A 22,622-nucleotide genomic window follows, 5' to 3' on the forward strand; every position below is an offset into this window, starting at 1 on the left:
TTCTTTTTTTGATAATATGTGGAAATTGGTTTGGCCGATTCTGGTCGTTATCTTATCGAATACTTTTTATAACATTTGCATGAAATCTATGCCTTCAGATGTGAATCCATTTGGAGCGTTGATGATTACATATCTGGTTGCAGCCATAATTTCTGCGATAATTTTCGTGTATATGGTCGGACCGTCAAATGTGGGTGTTGAAATGTCCCGGATAAACTGGACATCTGTCGTTTTGGCATTGGCAATTGTAGGGCTTGAAATCGGCTATGTATTCGTATATCGTGCAGGATGGACAGTAAGTACAGCTACTGTGGTTGCAAATATTGGTTTAGCATGTGTTCTTTTGCTTGTCGGCTATTTTCTATACAAAGAGAACGTTTCAATCAATCAGATTGTTGGAATAGTTGTCTGCATGTTCGGTTTGGTCTTGATTAACCTTTGAGGTGTTTTGTTATGTATTGTCCGGTATGTGGTGCATGGGTTGAGGAAGGTGAAGAATACTGTCCAAAATGCGGATATGACGTTTACTGTATTGATGAGGATTGTTCATAAGTATTTTATTCTCTTTTAAAAAACTAATCTTATTTATTATTTAATCAATTTTTTTTGGTTATCGATATTATAATTGTTTATATCATATTTTGATAATTCCATGTTAATTATCTATTTTTATCTTAAAATAGTTTTATAATCTTTGTTTTTAAAAAAATTTATTTTTATCGCAAAAAATCCAATAATATATATAATCTAATAGTATATATTATATTATTAAAGAAAATTTTCAATAATTACTTCTTTGCAATTGGGTTAAAGGAGGTGAAAAATGAACAAGAAGACATTCATAGTAATTTTATTTGTATTGACATTATTAGCGATAAACGTTTGTGCGGCTCAGGAAGTCAATGATGATATTTCTGATTCAAATTCAATTAATTCATCAGACAATAATCAGATTATTCCTGATTCAAATAAAGTGGATGCCCATATTGATGTTGTAGGCAACACAACTTTTGACGTAATTGGGGAAATCTTCAAAATAAGATTGGCTGATGAAAATAATGTGTCAATCAAAAATGCAAAAATATACTTTATTGTGAATAATAACAGCTATGGCAAAAATACAAATAGCAATGGATTTGCATCACTTAAACTTAATTTACCTGATGGAGAACATGAAATTACTACTGTATTCGAAGGGGATGACTATTACAAGGATTCATCAATGACAACAATGGTTACAATTAAAAATACTCGTGTCGTTGATGATGGTTTGAGCAACTCTGAAATTCAAGACATTATTGACAATGCAAAAGAGAATAATGTTATCCGATTTATAGGGGAGGCCTATTCAGACATAAACCTTGTAATCACAAAGAGAATCACATTATTGTCTGAAATTAATACGATTTTAAGATCTTCTTCCAATAATCCTGCCATTTACATTAAGGGAAACAATGCTTCTTTTTCTACAGTTAAAGGGTTTAATATCCAAGGAAGCGGCATAGGTGTTAAGATTGACGGTAGTGATTTTGTAACTATTCAGAATAATACTATTTCAACAGATAATAATGGTATTGCGGCTTCAAATGTAAATTACCTGAATGTAACAGAGAATAATCTCTCTGGAAATTCTAAAAATGGGCTTACTCTTGTCTTATCCAATAATTCTCACATTTCTGGGAATATAATGAACGACAATGGAGAAAACGGATTTGTAATGGGCAAGTCAAATAATACTTATATCTATGGAAACACAATTTTCAAGAATGCTCTGTTTGGTATGCATATAGCAGATAAAGTCAATGGATTTAATTATAAAACAGGGCCTGAAAATCTTTTTATTAGTGAAAATACAATTAATAAAAATGGTTGGGATGGTATTTACATAGAAAGGGCTGAAGATAATATAAACATCAAAGGAAATACAATTGATGCCAATGGAGACAACGGCATTTCCATTAATAAGATAGGAAATTATCAGATTCAATCAAATGTTATTACAAACAGTTATGTTGGAGTAAGATTTGCTGATGATTATGTCCCGCCTGAAAGTCAGGATGTTTCATATAATGCAATTTATAAAAACCGTCATGTTCAAGTTGAAGCTAAAGATACCTACTATACAGACAATGGTAAAAAATTGGAAGTTGGTGAAAATTGGTATACTGATGATGGATTGCTTTGTCCTAAAATCAATACTAAGAATCTAAGATTTACTGTTACACAAATTGGTGATAATCTGTTCCAAGCAACATTCACAGATTCAAATGGCAATATTGCAAGTTTGCTTCCTGATAGGGTCTTAACCTATAAAACATCAAATGGACCGGCTGGAAGTATTGTGATTAGTGGTGGTGCAGGAACTTTTACTACAGATGAAATCGATTTGGTCAAATCCACTGTTGATCGTACAAGCAGAGTGAATACTCATGATCACAGTAATTACGGTGCAGCACCTATCAATGGCCAGTCCCAATCCTATAATTATCCTAGTATTTCATATCCTTCTAATGCCATGGGTGGCGGAGATGGTGAAGGTGGTCAAGGATCAGGTGGAAACACTACTAAAGGCAATGAAAGCTCTTCATCTGAAAGTAGTTCATCTGGTGAAAATAATCCTACTAGCCAAACAGAATCAAAACCCGTTGATGTGCCTTCTGAGTCTTCAGAGGTGACTAATTCCACTACACAGCAACAAATGGAACCAGATACAAATCCGTCTACCGAACCAATTAATGAGGTTTCACAGGAAACAGAATCCTCACAAGATACTCAAGCTTCTCAAAGTCCAGAAGTAGAACCTAGCAATTCTCAAGAAAGTGCTTCTCCAAGTAGTTCAGGAAATGATGTGGGTGCAGGTTCACAATCTGTAGTTAAACAAATTATAATTGATGAAGATGAATTTTTCAAAGTTACAGGCATTTCATTTATTATTTTGATAATACTATTAACAATTGGATTGTATTATCGTGAAGATATTATGGAAATGAAATCAAAATTGTAAAATTTATCTCTTTTTTCTTATTTTTTTTAAATTTAATAATAACTTATTTATTATATCTAAAACAAATTAAATATTATCTTACCTTTGGAGGATTAATATGAATAAAAGTGATTTGAAAAGAGATTATTTTATGCTCAAGGGACCTCTTGCCAAGCAGGGTTATGACTGGTGGTGGCATTCCTTAACTGCATATAATAAAAAAACAGGCGAACCTAAACCTTTTTTTATAGAGTATTTTGTGTGTAATCCCGCGTTAGCTGAAGAAGAACCTACTTTAGGTCAATTACCTGAAAATAAAGCTGCAGGTAAAAAACCTTCCTATTGTATGATTAAAGCGGGTACTTGGGGCAAAAATCCAAAACAGATTCATAATTTTTACTCAATGAAGTATTTCAATTGCCCTGATGACGAATTGAACATTCAAGTTGGAGATTGTAGCTTAACTGAAACTCATATGAGTGGATTTTCAAGAGTAAGTGAAGAAGAAGCTCGTGAACACCCAGAATACATGAGTGATGCTGGAGATATGATGTGGGATTTGGATATCGATAAACAAATCACTTTTAATGTTGGTTATGGTGCAAATTCATTGTTCAGAAAATTGAACTCCTTTGAAATGTTTTGGCATGCTGAAGGAATCAAAACCCAATACAGCGGAACCATTTGGCTTGACGGCGAGGAATATGAAGTTATTCCTGAAAAGTCCTATGGTTATGCTGACAAAAACTGGGGTGGAGACTTTACCTCACCATGGCTTTGGATTTCATCATGTAACCTAACAAGCCTCAAAACAGGTAAAAAACTAAACAACTCTGCATTTGAAGCAGGTGGAGGAAAACCAAAAGCATTTGGAATTTCAATCCCTCGTAAACTGTTGATTGGTTTTTACTATGAAGGAACCATGTACGAATACAATTTCGCAAGATTCTGGAACATGGTAAAAATCGATTTTGACTTTGAGGAAGGTGAGGATGTCCATACTTGGCATGTAAATGCAAGTAACAGAAACTCCAAAATGGAAATGGTACTTTACTGTAAACGTGACGAAATGATGTTCATTAATTACGAAGCTCCCGACGGCCAGAAAAGACACAACCGTTTATGGAATGGAGGAAACGGTTGGGGTGAAATCAAACTATACAAGAAAGACGGAACATTGATTGATCATGTGAAAATGGAAAATGCAGGCTGTGAATATGGGGAGTATGATAAATAATGATTTTCACCGACATCCTTGCGTTAATAGTTGTATACATTTATGTAGCTGTCATTTTCGTGGTAGCTGAATTGGTTTTAAAGACAAGACCTGAAGTTTCACGTAAGTTTTTACATATTATGGTAGGTAATATGATATTCGCCATGCCGTTTTTCTCAGATCCGTGGGTAATGGTTTGGTTTTTAACTTTGCCGATTACAATTGGTTTGTTCTTCTTGACTGAATATTCACCAATTAAAATTCAAAATAGTGTGACTGAATCTGGTCATGCATTAGGATTATTCTTCTATGCATTGATTTGGACAATACTGATTGCAGTATTTACAATGATTGCTCCAGCAAAAGACCCTAAATTCTACATTTGGATTGTAGCATTGGCTATTGTTCCTATGGTATATGGTGACGGATTTGCTGCATTGATAGGTCAAAAATTCGGCAGATTGAAATACACTGTATTCGGCGGTCAGAAATCCGTTGAAGGATCACTTACAATGTTTGTGATTACCTCCGTAATGAGCGTATTCGTCTGGATGGTTTTCACATCTATCGGCTGTACAATGCCAGAATTCAATATTGTCTATATATTGATGATTTCTGCTGTTGCAACAGTATGTGAAGCTTTAAGTTATGGTGGAATTGACAACTTGACAGTTCCTGCATTGACTTCAATTTTATATTACTTGGTAGCTGTGTTATAGCTACTCTATTTTTTTTATTTTTAACTACTATTTTTTGCATTTCAGCTTCAATATTTTGCATCTTGGAGGCATCGCCAAATAGTCATTTATATATTACTTTACTAATTACTATTATCGAATGGTGATAATATGAATTTAAGAGAAGAAGCAGAAAAAAGAGTCGATGCAAAAATAAAATTTCAAGAAAATCTATATAAATATTTGATTGTAAATACTATATTAGCTATTGTTAGTCTTGTATTTCTACATAGCTTTTGGTTACTCGCATTTGTTATGTTTTTCTGGGGAATTGGAGTGTTAGATGACTTTTTTGAAGCATACTCTCTTAATGATTATAGAGAAAATATGATTCAAAGAGAAATTTCAAAAATGGGTGATTAGATGAGCGATACTTTAAGGACAATAGCTGAAGAACGTGTAAATGCGAAGATCAAATTTTTAAAAAATTTTAAGGCTTATGTAATTGTAAATGCATTTTTGGCAGTTATCAATTATCTTTTTACTCCAGAGTTCTGGTGGGTATTGTTCCCGGTAGTTTTCTGGGGAATAGGGGTTTTTGTTGACTTTCTAAAAGCATATGTATTCAATGATAAATTCGACAGCGAAGCTTACAGAGAACGTAAGATTCAAGAAGAGATGGAAAAATTAAGGAAATAAATCATGAAGGTAAACTTATTTGTTTCAAGGGATATTGAAGAGCCCTATGCAGATATCCACACCAATGAATTGACTGACAACATTACAAAAGCAATGTCTATTTTGGAAAGTGACGATTCAAATGACATGTTGGCTGTCAAAAAGGGATCTGACATTGCGCTTTTGGAATTTAATGATGTGTATATGTTTAGGGTTGAAGACAAGCAGGTTAAGGTATATACTGAAAACAGCGAATATTTAGTTAAAAAACCGTTGTATCAGGTTGAGGAAAGTCTAACAAGCGATTTTGTTCGAATTTCGAAAACTACAATCGTTAATTTGAAGAAAGTAGAAAGAGTGGCTCCTTCGCTTAGGGGAATGATGTTTATACAACTTAAAAACGGTTTGAAAGATAATATCTCAAGGAAATATTTACCTGATTTTAAGCAGGCTTTGGATTTATAGGTGAAAACATGAAAGTAAAATTAATTGAAAGGTTGGCATTAGGTGCTTTTGTAGGCTGTTTTATTGTAATGCTTGTCATGGTTTTAGGGTCACTACAGTTAGGCCCCCAAAATGTTAGTTTTTCAGGTACTGATATAATAAATGCATTTTTAGGATCCATTGTTGTAGGATGGGGTTTTTCCATAACTGGATTGATATATGAAAAAGATGAAGTTCCATTTCCGCTTCAGGTATTGTTCCAAATGGGAATTGGAATGACTTTATTGTTTATTATTGCAATTTATCTTAAATGGATGCCGATTGATTTAGGAATTGGAGCAATCGTCACTTGGATTGTAATTGCCTGTGTATTTGGTGCAATTTCATGGTTTGGTTTCTATTTGTATTATTATTTAGTCGCTCGTGACTTAAATAACAAATTAAAAAATTAAAAAAAATAAATAGTTTTAAAAACTATTTATCTATTTTTTTCTCTTTTATATCCATATATTAATGCGGATAATGCAATAATTAATGCTAACCCCACATATAGTAAATTAAAAGAAGAAAATGAAGTTTTAGCTACGGTTGGTGTTTTATTTAATTCATATGCTTTTTCATCATTTTTATAGTTATTTCTATATTCGGATGATGCAGGATTGTTATTTTCATTAAGATTTGCATTTTCATTAACATTTTCACCTAAGTTTGAACTTCTTGTTTCATTAATTACTTGTTCTAGTATTTCAGACAAGTCTGTATTTGTTTTGTTTGTTGTTTCGTTGGTAATTGGTTCTGTTGTGTTTGTTTCTTGTGGTATTTCTGTTGTGTTTTCCGGTATTGTTGTGTTTGTTTCTTTTGGTATTTCTGTTGTGTTTTCCGGTATTGTTGTGTTTGAATTGGTGTTTGTTCCGTTACCAGGGTTTATTGTATTGTTATTTGTTGTGTTTGAATTGGTGTTTGTTCCGTTACCAGGGTTTATTGTATTGTTATTTGTTGTGTTTGAATTGGTGTTTGTTCCGTTACCAGGGTTTATTGTATTGTTATTTGATACATTCTTATCTGAATTGTTGTTTAAATCAGGATTTACAGAAGGATTGTTGTTTTCCTGATTATTATTTTCATTTGGTTCAACTGGTTGGAATTTATCTAAATAACCTTCTGGGAAATAATCACTAATTAAATCAGTAAATTTATTTAATAAATTAAAGTTCAATTCATCTAATAAATTAGATTTATCAGTTGTTGATTGTACTTTAATTCTACTTGTTACATTTCTAGGGTCGTTTACTCTGTAATCATTTGGATCTTCAGCTCCCCAATCATTATCGTTGAAATCAGGGTAAAGATTATCTGCATGTCTCCATTTTATGTATATTTCCTGACCTTTTGGTGATGAATTATTTGTAATTAAATTATTATGGACATTTATATTTGTTTTAGCCTGATACATTGGTTCTTGGATGTAGAAAGAACCTCCTGTTTTTTCCCCAGTGTTGTTTACTATAACAGAATTCTCAAGATTGAGATTGCCTGAAACCATTATGGCTCCGCCGTTAGTTCCTCCAGTATTATTCATGAATATGCATCTGTTGATGTTGGATGTGCCTGACCAACTGTAATAGGCTCCACCCCATTCATCAGCACGGTTATACATGAAAATACAATCTTCAACATTCGCATATCCTTGAACGCTTACCCTTATAGCTCCGCCGTCTCTATGTGCGGTGTTATTTATAAAAACACTATTGTATATGTCAGAATGGGCATAACAGGTTGTTATTGCTCCACCATCGTGGTCTGCATGGTTATTAATGAATAATGAATTGTTTACAAACAGATATCCCTTATGGGTTTCATTTCCATAATTGGATATTGCACCGGCATTGGTATTGTTTAGTGCAGTATTGTTTATGAAATGGCAGTTATCTACATAAACGTGGCCTGTTTCCATTGAGATTGCACCGCCGAAATTTTCGGTAAACCCATTGATGAATGTCAAATTTTTAAATGTAACAAATACGTTGTCATTTCTTATTAAAAAGATGCTTGATATATTCCTTCCATCAAGAACAATATCTTCAGGGTTACCGTTTCCCTGAATTGTAAGATTTTTTGTAATCATGATATTGTTAATATAATATGTATCTGGATTAATAAGGATATTATCACCATTTTTAGCATTAGTTATCCTCATTTCCAAATCCGAAGAATTGTCTTTTATGTCAGATTCATGATTAACATCTGAACTTAAAATTAATCCATCAGTATCTGTTTCTAAAGAAGTGGCATCTTCACAAGCACTCACTGAATTGACAGCCAGTAAAACAATCAGTAATAGTATTATCATGTAGGTTTTTGTCCTAATTTTTTCACCTCCATTCAAATAATTGAAAAAGTTTTATATTTTTATTTATATTTTCCAATATATAATAATGTTCATATCAATTAATTATTCTTATTCGTTATGAATATAAGTTCATAAATAATATTTTTATTTAAAAGTTTTTATTTAATTGTTTATAATCTATTTATTTGTAATTTAAGTAAATATTAGTTAAAATAATTTTTTTAGTATTTTAATAATATTTTTTTTGAATGTTTAGACTTTAACTTAATTTAATATGTTTTTATTTAACATCGATAAATAATAATATTTATATTGTAATTCGATAAAAAATATTATTGTACTCATATTAAAATGAAAATCTGGAAATGAATAGGGTATTTTATTTTCAGAGGATTATTTTTATTTTATATATAAGTATACTTTATCAAAAAAATATTTGGAGAAAAAAATTATGAATAACAAAAAGATGTTAATGTCTCTTTTATTAATTGTTCTCCTTGCAGTATCTGTTAGTGCTGTTTCTGCAGCAGAAGATGCAAGTGTTCTTGCTGCTGATGATTCACAAGATGTAGTAGGTGCAGATTCTAATGCTCAAGTATTAAAAGCAAACATTTGGAAACCTAATGCTGCTACTGCAGCAGGTATTCAAGAAGCAATAGATTCTGCTCAACCAGGAGATACAGTTGATTTAAGTTCTTTTAAAGAATATAATGTAACTGATAGTACTATAACTATCAGTGGTAAAGATAATCTTTTTATAAAAGGTAAATCAGTACAACGTGTAACTATAAATGGATATGGTTCTGGAGATGGTATTTTCTACGTATCTGAAAGTAGTAATGTAAGATTCGCATGTATTGATTTTGTCGATGTAAACCCTGAAAACAATTTAACCTATGACGGTGTTGTAAAAGGTTGGGGTATAAACTTTGATGGTGAAGATTCTAACGGTGGTCAAGTAACTCAATGTACCTTCAAAGATTTCAATCAAGCTGTCGTTATCAACTCATGTAATAATGTAGAAATTAGAAGAAGTACATTCACTGGTGGTATAGCAACAAAACTTATCAATGACCCTACTGTTAACAAAGAACAAGGTTCCAAAGTTATTAGTGTTGGAGGATCTTTCTTCACCAGTATCTTAAATAATGTATTCGATGGACCTGTCCTTGATGCAATTTCCATTGCAAAAGGAAGTGGTGATGCTCAAATCATCGGTAACAAATTCTATAACAATGCTTATTCAATATTCTTCGGTGGTGCATCAACTGAAGGTACTTTCATTAAAAACAACGAATTCTTTAACTGCGGTTACTTCCAAGATGAAAACCGTTACTATGATGAATTCCCTGTAATCAGTATTCAAAAAGCTGCTGATAGTGTTTACTTTGAAGGTAACAAATTCCATGTAATCAACAACAACATTTTAATTGCAGCTGAATCAAGTAACACCGCTCACGGAGCTCCAAGTACCCTTGGTGATATTAATGTTACCAACAACATAATTGAATTGTCTAATCCTGATGTTGTAGCTCGTTCCGTAACCTTATTACACATTTTAAGCAGACAAGGAGACATCAATCCTAAAGCTCCTATTACCGTAACCGGCAACACCTTCCCTGCTGGAATCAGACCTGTTGTCGTATGGTATAATGACTGGGGAAGCGAAGATGGGGACGTTGTTATTCCACAAGCTCAAACAGTTATTAGTGGAGTTTCAACCACTATCGCTGCTGAAAATGCACAATTCGGTGTAGGTACCACTAACAAATATAAACTTACCTTAAAAGATAAAGAAGGTAACGCTGTTGCTGATAGACAAGTTTCCGCAATTATTGACGGTGTTGTCTACAATGCTACTACCGATGATAAAGGTATCGCAACTTTAAGCTTAAACTTAAAAACAACCGGTGTTAAAACTGTAAATGTCATCTTCCTTGGTGATGCAAACTACACAGGATCTATGAGCTCTGCTCAAATTAACGTTACCAAAAAAATAACTTCCATCACTGCGGGAAATGTTACTATTCCTGCATCTGAACCTACTAAAGTTATTTCTGTAACTCTTAAATATGGTAAGTTAGCGGTTTCAAACAAAAAATTAACTTTAACTGTTGATGGTAAAACATACACTGCAAAAACCAATTCCAAAGGTGTAGCAGAATTTGCTGTTGACTTAGATAAAGTTGGTTCTTACAAATATACCGTGAAATTTGCTGGTGACGCAAACTTTGAAGGTTGTGAAGTAACTAATTATGTAAAAATTGCATAAATGGGAGAGATTTACTCCCAACTTTTTTTCTTTTTTTCAATAACACATTTTATATAATATTTTTAATAAATTGAATAGTAACGTTAATAAAATTTTTTACATTCGTTATAATTAAAAGATAAAATTTTGATTTTTAACTTTATTTTTAATTATTAAATTGGAAATTTTATTAAATGATAATTTTTTGGGGTGTTTAAAATAAAAAAACTGAAATTTAGTATATTTATTATATTTATACTAATTTTTTCGATGTTACTAGTTAGTACAACATATGCGCTGGATACAAATTCCAATCAAACGGCAATCAATGATGATTTTGATTCAATTCAGAAATTAATTGATGAGGCAAATCCAGGCCAAACAATTCATTTAGAAAACAAAACGTATTTTGGAAGTGGTTCATCAATCAAAATCTATAAAAACATAGTTATTGAAGGTGATTCATCAAATACAATCTTGGATGCAAATTCTCAATCAAGTATCTTTGTCATCTCGCCGAAAGTTGATGTGAAACTCTACGGATTAACTTTTATTAATGGATATAATTCAACTGAAGGGGGAGCAATATACAATTCAGGAATATTGACTATTGATAATTCCAAATTTATTGATAATTATGCAGATGGCGGTGCCATTCATAATGCTTGGAAAGGAAAATTAACAGTTTCAAATTCTTTATTTGATATGAATAATGCCAGTTTCGGTGCAGCTATTGACAATAATGAAGCTGATTTAACAATTATCAACACTACTTTCACCAATAATGCTTGTCTTGAAGGAGGAGCGATTTACAATAGATTTGGCGAGTTTCTGATTTACAATTGTACATTCATCAACAATTCCGCTGCACGCGGTGGTGGAGTATATAACAATAGGGGATATATGGAAATCCATGATTCAAGGTTCATTTCCAACAATGTTTATGATTTAGGCGGTGGAATTAAAAGTTGGGGAACATGTGAAGTCTACGACACCATAGTTCAAAACAACACTGCAAAACAGGGCGGTGGAATATATGTTTCCGAATATACATTATTGGCTAATAACTGTTTTATAGAAAACAACAATGCTGAATGGGGTGGAGGAATATATGTTGAAGCAAAAGCTAAAGCCACAGTTAAAAATTCAAAAATCATCAATAATGGTGCCGTTAGAGGTGGAGGTATTGACTTAAATCAAGGAGCTCTTGATTTGACAAACTGCAGTGTGAACAATAATACTGCAGAGACCTACGGTGGTGGAATCTACTGTTCTTATCTGTCTTCTGCGATAAAAAATTCCGAAATCAACAACAATGCCGCAAAAAGGGGTGGAGCGGTTTATGTCAATAGCCAAAGGAACATCACAGTAAACATCACAAATGTCACAATTAAAAATAATATGGCCCAAAATGGTGGGGCGATCTTTAATCGTGCTGAAGTTAATCTGGTCAATGTTAATCTAACTTCAAACAGGGCAAATGAAAGTGGTGGAGCCATCTATAACAGAAAAATCACATCAATTGAAAATTGCCAAATCAATAATAACGAAGCTCCCGATAATGGAGGGGCCGTTTATAATGAATATGAATTGAATGTGAATAATGCTTCATTAAATTCAAATGAAGCCGAATTTGGTGGAGTAATTTATAACGATGGATTGGCGTATGTTAAAAATTCCATTTTAGATTCAAACAGGGCAAAAAATGGTGGAGCTATTTATAATACAAATAATCTTTTCATTGAAAGCTCAAAAGTCAATAAGAATGCTGCCACAAATTATGGTGGAGCCATTTATAATGTGTATGTTTTGAATGTGAATAATGTATCATTCAATTCAAATGAGGCAAGATTCGGTGGTGTGATTTACGGTAACACCTCAATGAACATTAAAAATTCTGCTTTCAATTCAAATAAGGCATTTCAAGCCGGTGTGATATATTCAAAAACCAATCTGACTATTGACAACTCCCAATTTATTGAAAACAAAGTCACACATAATGCAGGAGTATTCTATTTTTCAAAAGGAAATGTGGAAATCGATAATTCAATATTCAAGCTTAACACAGGTGCTGATGAAGGAGGAGTAATCTTTAATTCAATGGCCAATGTATTGGTGAACAATTCCCAATTCATTTCAAATGAGGCAACAAGCTATGGTGCTGCTGCAGACAATTCAGGACAATTGACTATTGAAAATTCCTTGTTTGATAATAATACTGCTTATGATGCTGCTGTGATTGATAATGATGGTATATTGACCATATCCAAATCTAAGTTCATAAATAACGTAGCTAAAACCAATGGTGGTGTTGTGGATAGTAAAAAACCGATTACTATTACAAGTTCCATTTTTGAAAACAATTGTGCAGTTTGTGGAGGTGCCATTTATAGGGGCAATGCAGTTGGTTGTCTGTTTGTTAATTGCCATGCCGAAAATGGAGGTGCTATTTATTTGGGCAATGCAACAGATTGTCTTTTTGTGAATTGTTCAGCTAATGATCATGCCGCTGTTATTTGTGAAGGTGTGGCTTCTGATTCATATTGCGTAAACTGCCATGATGCCTATGATGAGATAACATACCCTGAAGCTTGGAGTGATGAAAACTATAATGATGGAAATTATGCATTCAAATCCGATTCTCCATTCATATACGGATATGCCGCGACATTTTCTAAAAATCCAAGTCAGGTATTGGTTGTTTCAGAATTGGCCAGTGATGCGACAGGCAATATAAAATTCACAATCAAAGGTGCAACAATAAAAGTTAAAATAAAAGACGGCAAAGCAAAAGCATATTTCCATGATTTAAGCACAGGAACATATCCTGTTGATGTTCAATATGAGGGGGATTCTGTTTATCCAAGTGATTCGATTTCCCTATTTATCAAAGTGGATGCGAACTATGCAATCACTTCACTTTCATCACATGATGTAGGGTATGGTCAGGATGCAGTGATTAAAATCGAGGTGGATGAAAATGCACCGGGCAATTTGGATGTTTCAGTAAATGGAGTCGTTCAAAAAGTCAAAATTACCAGTAAATCCTTGAATACTTCTTTCACCGGTTTAAAGATGGGGTCATATAATGTAACAGTGACCTATTCCGGAAGCGGCAAATACGTTCCTCAAAACATGACTTCCACATTCAATGTAGTTAAAGGAACTCCAATTAGTTCAGTTAATGTATCCAATCCTGTTGGCTTTGGCGATGATGCAATCATTAATGTTAACATGTTAAATAACCAAATCAATGGTAATGTGTGGTTTACTGTTTCTGATGAGAATAAAACTAAGATTTTAACAGATAAATTCTCGATTGTAAATGGTGTTGCGTCTCGATCTATTCCTGGTCTTGGTTTAGGAAAATATTATCTCCACATCTATTATGCAGGCAATGCCCACTATAATGCTCAAACCATTAAAACATCTTTTGATGTAGTCAAAAAAACTCCAATCAGTTCAGTTGATGTATCTAATTGTGCTCCGGGGGATAATGCAATTATTAAAGTTAAAGTGAATGGTGTCAACGGTAATATATGGTTTACTATCTCAGATGCAAACAGGACCAAGATTCTTACTAATAGTTGCCGAATAAATGATGGTTGGGCGATTATTTCAATTCCGGGCCTAAGTGTAGGCAAATATTATGTGCATATATATTATGCAGGAAATGTCCATTATAGTGCTCAAACCATTAAAACTAGCTTTGATGTGGCTAAAATTTCACCAGGGCTATCTGTCGCAAAAACAACTGTGGAAGGCAAGACAGTTCTTACTGCAAGCATTGCTAAAGATGCAAGGGGAAATGTGAATTTTGCTGTCAACGGAAACACATACAAAGCCCCAATAGTTAAAGGCATAGCGACTGTAACACTGCCGGACTTGGCACCTGGTACATACACTCTTAAATCCAGCTATGGAGGTAATTACAAATATCTTGCAGAAACAAAAATGCGTACAATCACTATTAAATAGTGAATTTATTTCTTTATTTTTAAAATAACGCATTTTATATAGTTTATTGAATTCAAAGGTAATTTGGGGATGTAATAGATTAGATTGTGTTAAGGAGATTGATTAATAGAATTTTATGAGAATATATTTATATCACGATAGTTATATTATTATATATCGTATTTGGAAAATTTGGAGTAATTAATATGAAATTTAAGAATATTTTATTAATATGTTCATTATTATTGGTTACATTAATGTGTATGAGCTCCGTTGTAGCTTATGATAATGATATTAATTCAACTGATGGTTCATTATGGTTGGATACGCAATCAGATGAACAATTAAGTTTAGAAAATAATGTTGAAAATGAATTGTCGCAATATGAAGATTCGTTATTATCAACTCCAAAAACTATTATTGTTGAAGAGGTTGAAAAAGATCATAATGAGATGAATGAACCGACAATCCAAACAGCAATTGACGGTGCTAATGCAGGTGATACAATCATCATCAACGGTGAAAGCTATCAGCACTGTCATTTTATAGTAAATAAGCAACTGACAATTAAAAGTAATATTGGAACAACAATGGGAGTATGTTCCAGCACAGCATATTCAGGATATAGAGGTATATTTTATATAACTTCAGGAGGCAGCGGAACTGTCATTGAAGGATTTACAATCAACAATGAGGTAAACAATGCTAATGATTATGGAATACTTGTTAGCGGAGCATCAAATGTTATTATAAAGGACTGTAAGATAACCAACAAAAGAACATCTTCGGATGCAATCCGAATAGAAAATTCACAAAATGTGCTGGTGGAAAATGTAACAGCTTACAAATCAGAAAATGGAATTAGAATCAAAAACTCTCAAAATGTTAATGTGACTGAATCCAGCATCTCAGGTTCAAAATATGGCGTAATGATTGTTGATTCAACAAATACTCGAATTTTCTCAAATGATATTAGCGGAAATACAATTGCAGGAATAGCTGTGGCAGGAAACAGTGCATATTCCACAATACTTTCCAATAACATTTCAAACGGCAATATCGGAGTCAACCTGACAAGTGCGGACCATGTTGATATTTTGAATAATTACATTGCATTCAACAGCAGGTATGGTGTTTATGTAAACTGCAACATTACCCAAATGAATATTAGAGGCAATTTCATCAATCAAAATGCCCAATATGATATTTTCAACGACCACAGGGTAAGAAACCTTTTTGTTCCTGGTGGTGAACAGATTCAGGTAATTACAAACAACTATATGATTGGTCATGCGGAAAGGCCGGTTTGGCGTCAAGTCTATGAATACAGGCCTGGCGAATATGTCGCCGATTATACATATGATCCAGTTACTGATGAGTATACTTATGTCGGGGATGGAAATGGGGACTATTACGGACATCAAAGTGGAACATTCTTGGGATTCCTCTTTGAAATAAATCAAATGCTTGCTTGTCCGAATATTTTCTTCTACTATCCTACAGATGGGGTTACACCATGGACAAAAACAGGAAACTATAAACTCCAATTAAGTGACATCACCCAAGTGCGCAAAGGCACATATACAATCTCAATCGTTGATGAAAATGGCACCATTGCACAGGACTTGAGCAGCGTGCCTGTCACATTTTATCTCAACAAAGCCGATAACCAGCCTATTCCTAAGGAAGGGGATGTCTATAAGATTGTATATATGAAAAACGGTACTGCAACAGTATCCTTTACAACTGAGAACTATCAGGAAACCGGAAATGTTTTACTTGCAAGTTTCCCAGGTATTGGAAATAACATCTATTCCAACAAAAACAGGCCTTATAAGACATTGGATATTTCAGATAATAATATTCCTGGCGATCAGGCTGAAACAAGAATCACAGTTTCAGATTTAAACACTTATCCTAAATCAAATGATTTATTCACTGCTGTCTTGTCTGATGTGGATGGCAATTTTATAGCGGACCAGTCTTTAACATTCAACATCAATTCAAAAAACTATACCGCGATAACCGATAGGGAAGGTAAAGCCAGCATAAAGGTCTATGAGAGTAATGAAGGATCATATCCAATCACTGTCTACTATGCTGGAGATGATGATTATGATTCAAGCAGTGCCCAAGCTAGTGTTGTTGTTAAAAAGATGACTGTTGAAATCATATCTTCCGATGTTAATATGGTTCCGGGAATGGCTGAAAACTATTCAGTAACCTTGATTGATGAGTGTAATCAAACAATTGCCAATCAGAATGTTGTTTTCACCGTAAACAAAAAATCATACACAGTTAAAACAAATGCAAATGGTGTTGCATCTCAAGAGTTAAGTTTTGCCACAGAAGGCACCTACAGCATTGTCAGCAAATTTGCAGGATCAGCCCAATACGGCAGCACTTCAAATATAAATGAGATAAATGTTCAATATTCATCAAAAGAAACTATCTTAACTGTTCCTGCAGTCACCATTCCTCCTAATACTGATAGGATATATACCATTTCTTTAAAGAATGAATTGGGGGAAGGCATTTCAGATCAAAGTGTTACAATTAAAGTGAATGGAAAAACATATAATGAGATTACAGACGACAATGGCCAGGTCAATTTAAATGTCAACTTACCATCAATCAAATCTTATGGCGTAAGGGCATCCTATGATGGAAACATGATTTATAAAAGTGCTTCAGCAAGCGGAACAATCAAGGTTGTAAAGGCTGTCACTGTATTGGAAAGCTATGACAGAACCTTTGCCAAAGATTCAGACAAAGCGTATTCCGTAATCTTAAAAGATGACTCCGGTTATGCTTTGGTCGATGAAGAAATTATATTCAAATACGATGGCAAAAGTGTTACAAAAACAACAGATTCAGATGGTATCGCTACCGTCAATTTGGATTCTACATTAAAATCATTTGACATTGAATCTGTACATGAAGAAAACGACAGATATACTTCAGCTTCAAGCACCAATAGGATTACAATCTCAGATAAAACTGGTGTGGTGTTTGTTGATGATGGATTGCCTAACTCAGAAATACAAAGGATTTTGGACAGCTGTAAAAATGGGGACAATGTGGAATTTTTAGGCAACAATTACACTGATGTGGCATTGAATGTCACTAAGCCATTGAATATTTATTCCCAAAACAGAGCAATCTTAAATGCTAAATCAAACAATCCAGTATTTAAGATTACTGCTTCCAACGTGGTAATTTCCAATTTCACAATCATTGCAGATTCATATGATGCAATTGAAATAGCAAATGCCAGAAAAGTCATCATTCAGGATAACATAATTACAAATGTATGGGATGAATCACAAAGTGCAGATTATTTAAGTGGTGAGGTTCCAATTCCAGGTTATGGAGTAAACATTTCCGCATCCAAAAACATACAGATTCTCAATAATGACATAAGCTTATTTGAAAGTGGAATATATATGGAAGATGTGCTTTATGCCGTCATTACTGGAAATACCATAAGGGAAAACAATTACGGCATCAAATACGGATTTGGTGTATCAAATACTAGAATCGCAAACAATACCATAATCAACAGCATTGGTCTGTACACAATGGAGGTTCCTGAAGGGCCTAGCGGATACGGTATTTTCCTCAACAATTCTGCAGTGAACGTTACAATTACAAGAAATGTCATTACATGGAACCATATGGGTATCTCAATAGATGCGAACTATTCAACAAACATTGTAATCACATCCAATTGGATTTCCGATAGTGTTCTTGAAGGAATCAGATTTAATGAAGGCTATGATTTGGCTGAAAATGCAGTTGAACCTAAAGTGACAAACAATGCAATTTATAGAAATGCAAGAGGTCCAAGCATGATGATTTTAGGCGAATTGAGTGCAAATCCTGCAGGAATCTACGGTCCGGGAGTATTCAACGATTCCCTAAAACTGAAACTTAATCCGAATTGGTATGGTAAAAACCAAATCATTACCTGGGACAACGATACAGGTATTGTTGGATATGGAACAATGTGTCCGAGAATCAAAACAACACCGATTGCATTCAACGAAATCGAATGTGAAACTCCGGGCACATATTCAATCACTTTCTATAAGAACGGCAAAGTCGCCTCTGCTCTTCCTAGATTTGACATGTATGCCACTTTAAACAATGAAACTGAAGTTGTATTCGATGTTGTCAATGGTGTGGGAACATTTTCATTTGATATAGATGATTTTGATTTGACATATAATGAAATCCAAGTATCCATAGGGTCTTTGACAGATCAGGACAGGATTTTCAAAGCAGAAATGACCAAAATATTGAACTCCAGTGAAATTCCGACCTTCAGCGGAGGAGTATCACCGTCTGTTGTTGGCCATGGAGATGATGCCATCATCAATGTCACCATGTTGACCAATACAATCAACGGAAATATATGGTTTACAATCTCTGATGAGAATAAAACCAAAATCTTGACAGATAAAATCCATATTGAGAATGGCAGTGCTATCAGAACCATTTCAAACCTTGATGCAGGCAAATATTACTTGCACTTGTATTATGCAGGAAACTCCCGATATCATGCACAGACTGTTAAAGGAAGCTTTGAAGTTGTCATGAAGACTCCAATCGATTCAGTCAATGTTTCCAATTGGACACCAAATGAGGATGTAACAGTCAAAGTCAAAATGAACGGTGTCAACGGTAATGTCTGGTATACAGTCTCTGATGAGAACAACACAAAAATAGTAACCGACAAGATTCACATTGAAGATGGATGGGCAATAACTTCCCTTCCGGCTATCAAGGTTGGCAAATACCGCTTGCATGTATATTATGCAGGTAATGCTCATTATGCTGCCCAAAGCGTCGATATGGACTTTGAAGTGACTAAAATTTCGCCGGAGATGGTAGTTTATAAAACTATTGTGGATGATAATGTGGTCCTTACTGCAAACATTGCCAAGGATGCAAGGGGAAATGTCAATTTTGCTGTTAATGGAAACACCTACAAAGCCCAAATAGTCAAGGGCGTTGCAACGGTTACATTATCTGGCTTGGCACATGGTTCTTACACGCTGAAAACCAGCTACGGCGGTAACTACAAATACCTTCCGGAAACACAAACACGTACAATTGTAGTTTAATAGGGAATCTTATTTCTCTATTATTTTTTTTATTTTTTTAGCAATTATGTTAAAAATTTCGATATTTATCATTTTTCATATAGATTTCATAATTCTTTAAATCTTTTTTTCAAAATAAGTTTATTTTAATTAATCATAGCTATCTTTAAATCACTATTTTTATAATCCCCTATGAAAATAATCAACGATATATTGAATTTAATCAACTTTAAAGTTGCATTCGCTACAGGATTTTGTTTGGAATTTCACAACCCCTCCGCACTCGGGACATAACCACCTTTCACGGTCTTGGCTCATCATGCGCCCGATGCCAGTAGTCTTGATTCTTTTTGCACTGTCCAATGTATTCAAATCATGCCTTTTGACATACTTTTTGGAGTGCTTTTTAATTAGGGGACATGGAAACTCACTGCAGCGTCCGCAATAGCTGAAATTCTTAGTGTCAAAACAAGTTTTAATCTTACATTTTAAGCTGGCTTTGCTTTTCCCGTCATCACTAATCAAGCAGCCTGCACATGGGTTCTGGTATTTTTCACAGCTAATGCAATTGATTCCGCAAGGCGCAAGTAGTTTCGGATTTATTTCATCAGGCATTTTCATGTTAACACTCTCAAAGATAAGTTATATATCTATTCAATAATAAATATTACTTCATGAAAATATTGGTTGTTCAGGAGTCCGACTGGCTGGAGAGAAATCCTCACCAACAGCATCATCTGATGGAGAGAATGGCTTTAAGAGGTCATGAAATCAGGGTTATCGACTATCCTATTGACTGGCCGAATGATGATGACAAAGGCCTAATATACCATAGGGAAGTCCATGAAGATGTCTCAAAAATCAAACAGGGTGCAAATATTGATGTGATAAGGCCGGGATTTATCAAAATCAAGGGACTCAATTACGCAACACTGTTTTTCACACATAAAAAGGAAATTGAACACCAGATAGATGAATTCAAACCGGATATCATATTGGCATTGGGCATTTTAAATTCATACAATGCATCAGCAATCGCCAAGAAGAAAAACATTCCATTCGTATACTATTTCATTGATGTGATTTATGCGTTGATTCCGGAAAAGGCATTTCAAAAGTTAGGCCAAATTTTTACAGAAAAAACCATTCGCAATGCGGATTTGGTAATTACAATCAATAAGAAATTGACGGAATTCGCATACACTGTCGGTGCAAAGCCCGAGTCTACAATATTGATTGATGCGGGAATTGATCTTGCAAGCTACAATCCTGATTTGGACGATTCCAGAATACGTGAAGAATACGGAATAGCCAAAGATGACATTGTTCTTTTCTTCATGGGTTGGATTTATGAGTTTGCAGGAATGAAGGAGCTCGCACGTGAACTTGGCAAAAACAAGGAAAGCTATCCCAATTATAAGATTTTGGTTGTGGGTGACGGCGATGCATATGATGAGATGTGCCAAATCAGAGACGAATATGACATGTCAAATCAGCTTATTTTAACCGGAAAGCAGCCATTTGAAAAGATTCCTGAGTTTTTGGCATCAGCCGATTTCTGCCTGCTTCCAGCATACATTGATGAAGAGATAATGCAGGATATTGTTCCGATTAAGCTATATGAGTACCTGGCCATGAAGAAGGTAGTGATTGCAACAGAACTTCCGGGCATTTCAAAGGAATTCGGATATGGTCATGGCATTGAATATATTCATGAAGCTTCTGAGGTATTGGAAACCGTGGATGACATTTTGGCAAGTGGAAAATATGATGAAATCGCTTCTGCCGGAAGGGAATATGTGGAATCAAATGATTGGGAAGCAATCACGGATAAGTTTGAGGAAGCCATGAAACGATTATTGTAGTTACTCTTGAATATTATTTTTACTTTGAAATATTTATTTAACTCTTTAAAATTGTTTAAATTTAAAACAAAGTAATTTATATGCTTTAAAGTTTAATATAAGTTCATGAATTTCAGAAACATTATTTTGATAATCATCAGTGCTTTTTCTTCGCTATTGTCGATTGAAAGTTTCAATGAATTTTTAAATGATGATGGGGGCGGTTTGGTTTTACCAATTTCAGGCAATGCAATAGATGATGAAGATTGGATAGAATATAAAAAATTAAAAGTTGATGAAAGTGTTAAGTCAATTAATCCTAAAGATTTGCCTAGTGACTTTTGTGATGGGGCATGCAGGTTAGTTGATGAATTTAGAAGGAAAACTGTTAATGAAGATGTTGAATGGTTGATATATTTTGATTACAGAACAGGTGATGTGATATATTGTTGGAAAGGAAAAATGGGTGAAAGTGGAGGGGATTTAGATATAATTCAGTTAAATGACCGGAATTTAGCATCTGTTCATAACCATACAGAAGGTTATTACTCTGTTCCATCTCCAGAGAATTTTGACATATTAGAAAACGAATTTGAAGATTATGAAGTTATAACTTCAAAAAATTCTTTTTGGACAGTAGAATTTAAGGGCGGCATTGATAAAGAATTAAGAGAAAATTTCCAGTTGAATCTTTCAATTGAATTAGATAAAATTGAAAAAGAAACTAAATTGCAATATGGTGGGGTAGTGATGGTAAGGGATATGATTGAATGTATATTTAGTGATTATTTGTTAACCTCTATTGAAAAAAGTATTGGTGGTATACCTTTAATTTTGAATAAAATGGAGTATGAGTAAATGTCAAAAGAAAACCCGTCAAAAAGAATCTGTCATGTGCATAAATGTGGTGGAATTCCCATGTACCCTAAGGAACATTCACTTTTTAGAAAAAGGATTGAGGGTCAATCGAGTGAATATATTAAAAATAGAGAAAAAAGGGTTATAAAGTTTTTAAGAAAATATGGATTTGAGTTAATAGATTAGGATATTCTTTTAGTTTTTCTGTTCAGCTTTTTTAAATCTCATAATTATCTAAAATATAGATACATTTATA

The 22,622-nt window shown here is 33.8% G+C and carries 17 protein-coding genes; 15 read left to right on the forward strand and 2 right to left on the reverse strand.

Annotated elements, in window-relative coordinates:
* The first annotated feature begins 16 nt into the window (after window positions 1–16).
* From TL18_RS03540 to TL18_RS03575, 9 genes are all read left to right on the forward strand, one after another.
* Window positions 17–442, forward strand: a complete 426-nt coding sequence (locus TL18_RS03540) for an EamA family transporter (protein ID WP_067041413.1) — start codon at window positions 17–19, stop codon at window positions 440–442.
* A gap of 11 nt (window positions 443–453) precedes the next feature.
* On the forward strand, window positions 454–552 hold the full coding sequence (locus TL18_RS10940; protein WP_156064552.1) for a zinc-ribbon domain-containing protein: 99 nt from the start codon (window positions 454–456) through the stop codon (window positions 550–552).
* Window positions 553–823: 271 nt separating this feature from the next.
* Entirely contained in the window at window positions 824–3,004 is a 2,181-nt protein-coding gene (locus tag TL18_RS03545) for a nitrous oxide reductase family maturation protein NosD (RefSeq protein WP_067041416.1), read from the forward strand.
* A gap of 97 nt (window positions 3,005–3,101) precedes the next feature.
* On the forward strand, window positions 3,102–4,220 hold the full coding sequence (locus tag TL18_RS03550) for a tocopherol cyclase family protein (protein WP_067041418.1): 1,119 nt from the start codon (window positions 3,102–3,104) through the stop codon (window positions 4,218–4,220).
* Complete coding sequence (locus TL18_RS03555) at window positions 4,220–4,918, forward strand: diacylglycerol/polyprenol kinase family protein (protein ID WP_067041421.1); 699 nt, start codon at window positions 4,220–4,222, stop codon at window positions 4,916–4,918. The genes TL18_RS03550 and TL18_RS03555 overlap by 1 nt, the downstream gene beginning before the upstream one ends.
* 129 nt (window positions 4,919–5,047) lie before the next feature.
* On the forward strand, window positions 5,048–5,299 hold the full coding sequence (locus TL18_RS03560; protein ID WP_067041424.1) for a 2TM domain-containing protein: 252 nt from the start codon (window positions 5,048–5,050) through the stop codon (window positions 5,297–5,299).
* Entirely contained in the window at window positions 5,300–5,575 is a 276-nt protein-coding gene (locus tag TL18_RS03565; RefSeq protein WP_067041428.1) for a 2TM domain-containing protein, read from the forward strand.
* Window positions 5,576–5,578: 3 nt separating this feature from the next.
* The gene (locus TL18_RS03570) at window positions 5,579–6,019 is read left to right on the forward strand and encodes a LytTR family DNA-binding domain-containing protein (RefSeq protein ID WP_067041431.1); all 441 of its coding nucleotides are present in this window, start codon (window positions 5,579–5,581) and stop codon (window positions 6,017–6,019) included.
* Window positions 6,020–6,027: 8 nt separating this feature from the next.
* Window positions 6,028–6,450: a DUF3021 domain-containing protein gene (locus TL18_RS03575; protein WP_067041434.1), complete on the forward strand. Its 423-nt coding sequence runs from the start codon at window positions 6,028–6,030 to the stop codon at window positions 6,448–6,450.
* A 26-nt stretch (window positions 6,451–6,476) separates the two neighbouring features.
* Here TL18_RS03575 and TL18_RS10945 read toward each other — a convergent pair whose 3' ends face one another.
* Window positions 6,477–8,348: a hypothetical protein gene (locus TL18_RS10945; RefSeq protein WP_067041436.1), complete on the reverse strand. Its 1,872-nt coding sequence runs from the start codon at window positions 8,346–8,348 to the stop codon at window positions 6,477–6,479.
* A gap of 451 nt (window positions 8,349–8,799) precedes the next feature.
* Between TL18_RS10945 and TL18_RS03585 the strand changes: the two genes are divergently transcribed.
* The 3 genes from TL18_RS03585 to TL18_RS03595 all read left to right on the forward strand — a co-directional run bounded on the left by TL18_RS03585 (window position 8,800) and on the right by TL18_RS03595 (window position 19,685).
* Window positions 8,800–10,620, forward strand: coding sequence for an Ig-like domain-containing protein (locus TL18_RS03585; RefSeq protein ID WP_067041438.1), 1,821 nt, complete (start codon window positions 8,800–8,802; stop codon window positions 10,618–10,620).
* Between the two features lie 249 nt (window positions 10,621–10,869).
* Window positions 10,870–14,577 (forward strand): right-handed parallel beta-helix repeat-containing protein, encoded by a 3,708-nt coding sequence (locus TL18_RS03590; protein WP_067041440.1) that lies wholly within the window; start codon window positions 10,870–10,872, stop codon window positions 14,575–14,577.
* 185 nt (window positions 14,578–14,762) lie between these two features.
* Entirely contained in the window at window positions 14,763–19,685 is a 4,923-nt protein-coding gene (locus TL18_RS03595; protein WP_067041443.1) for a right-handed parallel beta-helix repeat-containing protein, read from the forward strand.
* A gap of 198 nt (window positions 19,686–19,883) precedes the next feature.
* Here TL18_RS03595 and TL18_RS03600 read toward each other — a convergent pair whose 3' ends face one another.
* Window positions 19,884–20,285 (reverse strand): DUF3795 domain-containing protein, encoded by a 402-nt coding sequence (locus TL18_RS03600; protein ID WP_067041446.1) that lies wholly within the window; start codon window positions 20,283–20,285, stop codon window positions 19,884–19,886.
* Window positions 20,286–20,338: 53 nt separating this feature from the next.
* Between TL18_RS03600 and TL18_RS03605 the strand changes: the two genes are divergently transcribed.
* From TL18_RS03605 to TL18_RS03615, 3 genes are all read left to right on the forward strand, one after another.
* Window positions 20,339–21,529 carry a glycosyltransferase gene (locus tag TL18_RS03605; RefSeq protein ID WP_067041449.1) on the forward strand — a complete coding sequence of 397 codons (1,191 nt, stop codon included), beginning with the start codon at window positions 20,339–20,341 and terminating at the stop codon, window positions 21,527–21,529.
* A gap of 105 nt (window positions 21,530–21,634) precedes the next feature.
* Window positions 21,635–22,366 (forward strand): hypothetical protein, encoded by a 732-nt coding sequence (locus tag TL18_RS03610; RefSeq protein WP_067041452.1) that lies wholly within the window; start codon window positions 21,635–21,637, stop codon window positions 22,364–22,366.
* Window positions 22,367–22,552, forward strand: a complete 186-nt coding sequence (locus TL18_RS03615; protein WP_067041455.1) for a hypothetical protein — start codon at window positions 22,367–22,369, stop codon at window positions 22,550–22,552.
* Window positions 22,553–22,622: the final 70 nt, after the last annotated feature.

It is taken from the genome of Methanobrevibacter sp. YE315, assembly GCF_001548675.1.
GTDB lineage: Archaea > Methanobacteriota > Methanobacteria > Methanobacteriales > Methanobacteriaceae > Methanocatella.